We start from the raw sequence: 3,507 nt of genomic DNA, 5'->3' as shown, positions 1-3,507 counted from the left end.
TCTCGATCAATATCTATGGGCAGGCGATCGCTCTGCGAGTAGAATTGTAACAACACATTAAAATTTGACTTCAAACACTAAGAAACTTGGTGGTTATGTCAACGCTTAATGGGTTACCTCCATCTCACCTGCGTAACCTCCATGCCATTGCTGCTCCTTGGACTCGTCAGCTTTCTTGCTTGGTTTGTCAGTATGTTGTCGGGGGGCGGCAGTCCCCTCATTTTGATTCCCTTGGTTAGCCTATGGTTTGGCGCGCAGGCCGTTGCGCCGGTGATCACCGTGGGAATGCTAGTGGGAAACGCTCAGCGCTCCATCTTTTTCTGGAATCGCATCGACTGGAAGCTAACGCTCTGGCATGTGCCGGGTACCTTAATTGGGGCTGTTCTGGGAGCCTATGCCTTCAAGGAAATCAACCTAGAATGGCTGCAAGCAATTATGGGCATTTTGCTGATCGTGATGGCGGTGACGGCGTTCATCAATCAATCGCAGCTTCGCATCACGATTCAAGCCTGGCAGTTCTTTCCCCTTTCCCTGATCAATGCCTTTATCTCTAGCCTTGTAGGAAGTACGGGGCCGATCCTCAATCCTCTTTATCTGAGCTATGGCTTGGAAAAAGAGGATCTCATTGCTACCAAATCGATCACTGTTACCCTCATGCACAGCCTGAAGCTTGTCAGCTACCTAGCGCTGGGTATTCTCAGTTGGCAGTATGTGGGCTATGGATTGGTAGTAGGACTGGCGGCCATTCCGGCGAACTGGCTAGGCAAATATGTGCTGTACCATATGAGTCGCCAGCAGTTTCGCCACGCTATTCTGACATTTGTAGCTCTCAGTGGTGTACTGATGCTATGGGAGAATCGTGGAGAACTGTTCTTGCTGATCACCTAGGAGCGGTGTGCGAGAGCGCTTTGTTCACAGTTTGTTAGCACCAATCCTATCGCTATTCAGCAACGCTTCCTGATTGACGGGCAAAACTCCTGCAGTCTTAACTCTCTCGTAGGTTGAATTAGCATCAGCGTGACCTAACAAAATCTAACCTAACGTCAGTTCGGGTTAAGGGAATTTTTCATCTTGTTGCATGAAAGAACCTAGCTCTCAGCCTACGAGAGAATGAGGTTTTCAGCTTATCCCGAACTTAGGTTAACCTAGTTCGGGGTTTCACCTTGCCTAGACTATGCAACAAGATTGGTAGCGTTGCTGAATAGCAGGATGATTCCTCAGGATTTTGCATAGAGTTTGAGAGTTCCTAGCTAGAGGTTCATTCTCGGACATTGCTGAATCGATAGATGATTGGCCCTCATCCCCAACCCTACTCCCTGGGGAGAAGGGAGCCCTCACCCCAAGGAGAGGGCTAGGGTGAGGGCGGATTTAGACATTCATACTTGTATTCACCAACGCTCATCCCTGGACTCAGCAACACCAGATTTGTCAGCCAACTAAGTTTCAACCAGACTGACCACCGTTAGGATCTTGGTTTTCAGCCATGCTATCCAGCCACTCGATCGTCTCATCACACCAAGCAATCCAATCAGCTTCATAGCGGAGGCCTCGCCGCAGAGTGCGATAGGTAAACTGCATAGCAAGTGATGCAGAGTCTAGATCCTGGAAATAATCCTGCTCGGTTTGCTGATGGTGTTGAAAGCGAAGCTGGTGATACTGCCGCCGCCGCTCTACCTCAGCGCGAATCACCTTTCTATCCACCAAGTAGCCTGCCAAGACCTTGACCAACAGCTCTTCTCGTATCGCGGCTGGATGAGAGGGCTGCACCAGCCAGTCTTTTAATACATTGAGCCCTAGTTCGGTGACGCGATAGAGCTTTTTATTGGGGCGATCGCTTTGGATGACCCGCTCCCCCTCAATCCAACCCTGCTCTTCCATGCGGCTCAGTTCCCGATAGATTTGCTGTTGGCTGGCTTGCCAATAGCAGGAAATGCGTTCATTGAAATCCTTAACAAGCTCATAGCCCGTGGTGGGATGGTGTACTAGGCTAGCCAGGATGGTGTGGGAGAGGGACATGGACAGTACTTGACAGGTATATGACTCTAGAATACACTGACATGCATACTCAACAAATTTAGTATACAACTATTTAGCTAGTCAACTTGCGTTTCAGAGGAACCATGACGGAAACTCAGACAAAAGCAGGACAGTTGTCCACTCACCATCGGCGACGATGGCCATCCAGAGTAGCCATTGCTGGAGCCATGTTGAGTGCAGGTGTTTGGGTAGGACTGCAAATCCTACCCGTTTTGGAGGCATCTCGTCAGAGTATGGCCTCTGAAGCAGATGATGGGATGGTTTTGCCGGTTTCGACCCTAGTCATCGAGCCGGTGCAGGGCTATGACGTGGATCGAGCCTATACCGGTGAGGTTCGGGCGCGGCGCAGTAGCGAGCTGGGGTTTGAGCAGGGTGGCGAAGTCACCCAAATTGCGGTGACGGAGGGGATGGAAGTAACCGAGGGTGCGCCGTTAGCTTATCTCAATACCCAGACGTTGGAGACCGAGCAACAGGCTGTCTTGGCTCAGCTCGCTGTGGCCCAAGCGCAGCTCCAGGAACTACAGGCCGGGCCGCGCCAGGAAGCGATCGCGGCTGCGACTGCAACGGTAGAGGATATTCGCAATCAACTGGATCTGGCAGAACTGCTTCAACAGCGGCGGCAGCTTTTGTTCACAGAAGGAGCGATCGCTCAACAGGATTTGGATGAAGTAACCTATCAGGTCGGATCACTACGGGCCCGTCTCACGGCTGCCCAGCAGCAGCAGCAGGAACTGCAGACGGGAACACGTCCAGAGCAGATTGCGGCCCAAGAAGCCCGCATCCAACAGCTTCAGGCTAACCTCGCTAGCTTAGATGTCGCCCTGAGCCAACGTGTTCTCTATGCACCGTTTTCTGGACAAGTTGCCCTACGCTACGTGGATGAGGGCGTGGTGGTTGGATCTGGAGAACCGGTGCTGCGGCTGGTGGAAACTGGATCTTGGGAGGCGAGAATTGGGGTGCCGCCCCAGCATGTGCCCAGGGTTGGATCGGCTCAAACGGTAGCGATCGCAGGTACGTCGTATTCAGCTCAGGTACTCTCGATTTTACCTGAGGTTGATCCCACGAGCCGCACTGTGACGGTATTGCTGGATGTGGATATGAATGATGTACCTTCGGGACAAACAGCTCGGTTAATGCTCAGCGATCGCGTTGTGAGTGAAGGCTATTGGGTACCGACAACGGCTTTAGTGCCAGGAGTACGGGGACTGTGGACTGTCTATACTGTTAGACCCGATGAAAGTGCTCAAGATCTAGCGTACTTTAAGGTGAATCGGCAAGAGGTGGAAATCTTGCATATGGAAACGGAGCGAGTCCTCGTGCGAGGTACGCTGCAGCCAGGCGATCGCTTAATTGCTGACGGTTCTCAGCGTTTGGTGCCCGGTCAGACAGTAAGGTTGCATCCTTAAGAATCTGGTGCTGCTGAGTCAAGGCATAACCTTTGACCTGGCAGTGCTGAAACCTCCTGCAAAG

At 51.9% G+C, this 3,507-nt stretch carries 3 protein-coding genes; 2 read left to right on the top strand and 1 reads right to left on the bottom strand.

All coding sequences use genetic code 11. The annotated features are described in order from the left end of the window. Positions 1 to 141 precede the first annotated feature (141 nt). Positions 142 to 888 carry a sulfite exporter TauE/SafE family protein gene (locus V6D20_01740; GenBank protein HEY9814518.1) on the top strand — a complete coding sequence of 249 codons (747 nt, stop codon included), beginning with the start codon at positions 142 to 144 and terminating at the stop codon, positions 886 to 888. A 555-nt stretch (positions 889 to 1,443) separates the two neighbouring features. Here the strand turns inward: V6D20_01740 and V6D20_01735 are convergent. Continuing rightward, the gene (locus tag V6D20_01735; protein ID HEY9814517.1) at positions 1,444 to 2,016 is read right to left on the bottom strand and encodes a PadR family transcriptional regulator; all 573 of its coding nucleotides are present in this window, start codon (positions 2,014 to 2,016) and stop codon (positions 1,444 to 1,446) included. A gap of 104 nt (positions 2,017 to 2,120) precedes the next feature. Here V6D20_01735 and V6D20_01730 point away from each other — a divergent pair, with 104 nt between their 5' ends. Further along, positions 2,121 to 3,443, top strand: a complete 1,323-nt coding sequence (locus tag V6D20_01730; protein HEY9814516.1) for an efflux RND transporter periplasmic adaptor subunit — start codon at positions 2,121 to 2,123, stop codon at positions 3,441 to 3,443. The last annotated feature ends 64 nt before the right edge of the window (positions 3,444 to 3,507 follow it).

It is taken from the genome of Candidatus Obscuribacterales bacterium (assembly GCA_036703605.1).
Lineage (GTDB): Bacteria > Cyanobacteriota > Cyanobacteriia > RECH01 > RECH01 > RECH01.
Note: the sequence above shows the minus strand (reverse complement) of the source record. Positions and strands in the feature narration are given on the sequence as shown.

What these genes read in the sequence shown, in the direction of transcription:
- V6D20_01740 (HEY9814518.1), top strand. Translation starts at nt 142, where the DNA reads ATGCCATTGCTGCTCCTTGGACTCGTCAGCTTTCTTGCTTGGTTTGTC.
- V6D20_01735 (HEY9814517.1), bottom strand. Translation starts at nt 2,016, where the DNA reads ATGTCCCTCTCCCACACCATCCTGGCTAGCCTAGTACACCATCCCACC.
- V6D20_01730 (HEY9814516.1), top strand. Translation starts at nt 2,121, where the DNA reads ATGACGGAAACTCAGACAAAAGCAGGACAGTTGTCCACTCACCATCGG.